Genomic DNA, 3,972 nt, shown 5'->3' with positions numbered 1-3,972 from the left:
GCGGCCAGCTCGGCCACCAGCCGCTCCAGCTCGCGGCGCTGCGCGGCGCGGGCCCGGTCGGCGCAGACCGCCTCCCAGGCGTTGCCGCGGGCGGTACGCATCCGGCCGTCGCCGGCCACCGCGCGTTCGAGCGTGTCCACCACGCCGACGGCGAGGGAGGCGACGGTACGGGAGATGGTGGTCAAGCCGATGGTCTGGGTCGGCCCGTTGGCGCTCATGGTCACCCCATACGAGATCGTTGGCGACGGTCGGCAGCCGCCGGCGTCGAGTGTGCCCGACGACGATGCTTCCGGGCGGACGTTTCGCCGCCGTGAAGCACAGGTCAACGCTGCCGCACCGGGGACGACCTGGGCAGGGCCGGAGGTCCTTGAGCTTGGTCACAGCCCATCGCCGGAACCCGTCCTGCGGGCCCGGAACGATCGTGGTGAGATAGGGGATGGGTGACGGTCGATGCCAGCGGTGGCGCTGCGTGACATGGCGTTCACCGGAAGTCGGCCATCATGCCACAGCCCATGTCGTGAGGTGCGCCATACCCCCCGGCACTCGTCGCCAGGTGGCGCCCCCTAGCATCGGCCCATGACGCCCGGAGAGGGGAGTCCGTTGGTGACTGCTGAGCATGCGCACGCGGAGGGGGACGACGCCGGAGCGGCGCCGTCCGCAGGGGTGCTCGACGAGATCCTGGCCGGCGTGCGGGAGGACGTCGCCCGGCGCCAGGAGCAGGTTCCGCTGGAGCGGATCCGGGAGCTGGCCGCCGCGGCGCCGCCACCGCTCGACGCGTACGCGGCCCTGCGCCGCCCCGGCGTCGCGGTGATCGCCGAGGTGAAGCGCTCGTCGCCGTCCAAGGGGCGGCTGGCCGAGATCGCCGACCCGGCCGACCTGGCCGGTGACTACGCGGCAGGTGGCGCGCGGGCGATCAGCGTGCTCACCGAGGGCCGCTGGTTCGGCGGGTCGCTCGACGACCTGGCCGCCGTGCGGGCCGCGGTGAACGTGCCGGTGCTGCGCAAGGACTTCGTGGTCTCCAGCTACCAGGTGCACGAGGCCCGCGCGCACGGCGCCGACCTGGTGCTGCTGATCGTCGCCGCGCTGGAGCAGAACGCGCTGGTCGGGCTGCTGGAGCGGATCGAGTCGCTCGGCATGACCGCGCTGGTCGAGGTGCACACCGAGGAGGAGGCGGACCGCGCCCTGGAGGCCGGCGCGCAGGTCATCGGCGTGAACGCCCGCGACCTGCGTACCCTGGAGGTCGACCGCTCGGTGTTCGAGCGGATCGCGCCCGGCCTGCCGAGCAGCGTCGTCAAGATCGCCGAGTCCGGGGTGCGCGGTCCGCACGACCTGATCCGCTACGCCTCCGCCGGCGCCGACGCCGTGCTGGTGGGCGAGGGCCTGGTCACCCAGAAGAGCCCGCGCGAAGCGGTGGCCGAGCTGGTCAACGCCGGTAACCACCCGGCCACGCCCCGCCCGGTGCGCTGAGCCGCCGGGCACCCGACCCGAGAGGACGCCCGCGATGAGCGCCGCACCCGCAACCGGCCCGGTCCCCGACTCCGCCGGTCACTTCGGCCGGTTCGGCGGCCGGTTCGTCCCCGAGGCGCTCGTCGCCGCGCTCGACGAGCTGGACGCGGCGTACCGGAAGGCGATGGGCGACGAGGACTTCCTCGCCGAGTTCGACGCGCTGCTGCGCGACTACGCCGGCACGCCCTCGCTGCTCTACGAGGCCCGGCGGTTCTCCGCGCAGATCGGCGCGCGGGTCCTGCTCAAGCGCGAGGACCTCAACCACACCGGTGCGCACAAGGTCCGCAACGTGCTGGGCCAGGCGCTGCTCACCAAGCGGATGGGCAAGCGGCGGGTCATCGCGGAGACCGGTGCCGGCCAGCACGGCGTCGCCACCGCCACCGCCGCCGCCCTGTTCGACCTGGAATGCGTGGTCTACATGGGCCAGGTGGACACCGAGCGGCAGGCGCTGAACGTGGCGCGGATGCGGATGCTCGGCGCCACAGTCGTCCCGGTGACCACCGGCTCGCGCACGCTCAAGGACGCGATGAACGAGGCGATGCGGGACTGGGTCGCCAACGTCGAGGACACCCACTACCTGATCGGCACCGCCGCCGGGCCGCACCCGTTCCCGGAGATGGTCCGCGACTTCGTGCGCGGCATCGGCGAGGAGGCGCGCCGGCAGTGCCTGGACCTGACCGGCGCGCTGCCGGACGCGGTCGCGGCCTGCGTCGGCGGCGGCTCCAACGCGCTGGGCATCTTCCACGCGTTCGTGCCGGACGCCGGCGTGCGGCTCTACGGCTTCGAGGCCGGCGGCGAGGGCGTCGACACCGGGCGGCACGCCGCCAGCATCACCGGCGGCTCGTCCGGCGTGCTGCACGGCACCCGCACGTACGTCCTCCAGGACGCCGACGGGCAGACCATCGAGTCGCACTCGATCTCGGCCGGCCTGGACTACCCGGGCGTCGGCCCGGAGCACGCCTGGCTGCACGACACCGGCCGGGCCACCTACCTGCCGGTGGACGACGCCGACGCGATGGCCGCGTTCGAGCTGCTCTGCCGCACCGAGGGGATCATCCCGGCGATCGAGAGCGCGCACGCGCTCGCCGGTGCCCGCGCCGTCGCGCCCCGGCTCGCCGAGGAGCTGGGCCGGGAGCCGGTGATCGTGGTCAACCTGTCCGGGCGGGGCGACAAGGACGTGCACACCGCCGGCGCGTACTTCGGCATCCTCGACAAGGAGTGACAGCGTGAGCCGCATCGGGGTCGCCTTCGACAAGGCGCGGGCGGACGGGCGGGCGGTGCTGGTCGGCTGCATGCCGGCGGGCTTCCCGACCGTCGAGGGCAGCATCGCCGCCATGAAGGCCATGGTCGAGGCGGGCGTGGACGTCATCGAGGTGGAGATCCCGTACTCCGACCCGGTGATGGACGGCCCGGTCATCCAGAAGGCGAGCGACATCGCGCTGGCCGGCGGTGTCCGCGTCGCGGACGCGCTGCGCGTGGTCGAGGCGGTCGCCGCGACCGGGGCGAGCGTGGTCACCATGACCTACTGGAACCCGATCGAGCAGTACGGCGTGGACGCGTTCGCCCGCGACATGGCCGCCGCCGGCGGCACCGGCCTGGTCACGCCGGACCTGATCCCGGACGAGGCCGCCGAGTGGCTGGCCGCCTCCGACGCGCACGGCCTGGACCGCACGTTCCTGGTCTCGCCGTCCTCGACCGACGCGCGGCTGCGGATGACCGTCGAGCACTGCCGCGGCTTCGTCTACGCCACCGCGATCATGGGCGTCACCGGCGCCCGCGCGCAGACCTCCGAGGCGGCGCCGATCCTGGTCTCCCGGCTGCGCGAGGTCACCGACATCCCGGTCGGCGTCGGGCTGGGCGTGGGCACCGGTGCGCAGGCCGCCACCGTGGCCGGGTACGCCGACGCGGTGATCGTGGGCAGCGCGCTGGTCCGCTGCGTGCTGGACGCCCCGGACCAGGCCGCCGGCCTGACCGCCCTGCGCAAGCTCAGCGCCGAACTGGCCGAGGGCGTCCGCAACCCCGCTCGCTGACGGCCGGCTCGCCATGCCCTTGATCGACTCCATTACGCCGAGCTGGCGTGGTCATGGACGCCAGGACGCCGCCACTTCGCCGAACTGGTGTCGATCATGCGCGAGCGTTCCGCGTGAGCGGGAGGGTGGTCAGCGGCTACTGCTGTCGGCCTGCTCGGATGCGCGCTGGCCGGGCGGGGCGGGCGGCCCGTCGCCGGGCTGTCCGTCGCCGGGTGGCGTGAGCGCGTCGGCGGCGGTCGTGTGCCGCAGCACGCCGGCACGGCCGGCGAGCGCGTCCGCGATCGCCGCGCGCGTGGTGGGGGTCAGCACGTCGGGCAGTTCCTGCGGCGGCCACCACCGCGGCAGGCACCCGGCCGACGGTTCGCCCGACGGCTCGACGTCGGCCGGCCCGGCGCGGAACACGTGCACCAGCACGTCCGGGCGCCCGCCGCAGCGC

The 3,972-nt window shown here is 74.3% G+C and carries 4 protein-coding genes and 1 pseudogene; 3 read left to right on the top strand and 2 right to left on the bottom strand.

Features of this window, described 5'->3' with window-relative positions:
• Positions 1-218 (bottom strand): hypothetical protein (locus AC2CHG_RS30385; protein ID WP_484526100.1); only part of this gene is annotated, 218 nt, incomplete at its 3' end.
• Between the two features lie 445 nt (positions 219-663).
• Between AC2CHG_RS30385 and trpC the strand changes: the two genes are divergently transcribed.
• Genes trpC through trpA form a run of 3 tightly spaced genes read left to right on the top strand, consistent with a single transcriptional unit; the run spans position 664 to position 3,536 of the window.
• Positions 664-1,467: an indole-3-glycerol phosphate synthase TrpC gene (gene trpC, locus AC2CHG_RS30380; protein ID WP_194801305.1), complete on the top strand. Its 804-nt coding sequence runs from the start codon at positions 664-666 to the stop codon at positions 1,465-1,467.
• A gap of 34 nt (positions 1,468-1,501) precedes the next feature.
• Positions 1,502-2,728, top strand: coding sequence for a tryptophan synthase subunit beta (gene trpB / locus AC2CHG_RS30375; protein WP_262014631.1), 1,227 nt, complete (start codon positions 1,502-1,504; stop codon positions 2,726-2,728).
• Between the two features lie 4 nt (positions 2,729-2,732).
• Complete coding sequence (gene trpA, locus AC2CHG_RS30370; RefSeq protein WP_463840182.1) at positions 2,733-3,536, top strand: tryptophan synthase subunit alpha; 804 nt, start codon at positions 2,733-2,735, stop codon at positions 3,534-3,536.
• A 129-nt stretch (positions 3,537-3,665) separates the two neighbouring features.
• Here trpA and AC2CHG_RS30365 read toward each other — a convergent pair.
• A pseudogene (locus AC2CHG_RS30365) lies at positions 3,666-3,972 on the bottom strand (NUDIX hydrolase); the annotation flags it as partial.

The sequence above is a fragment of the Micromonospora sp. ATLC20 genome (assembly GCF_057196585.1).
The sequence above is the reverse complement of the archived record's forward strand: the minus strand, read 5'-3'. Positions and strand labels throughout refer to the sequence as shown.

Coding starts and splice junctions, on each gene's coding strand:
- trpB (WP_262014631.1), top strand. CDS start 1,502: ATGAGCGCCGCACCCGCAACCGGCCCGGTCCCCGACTCCGCCGGTCAC.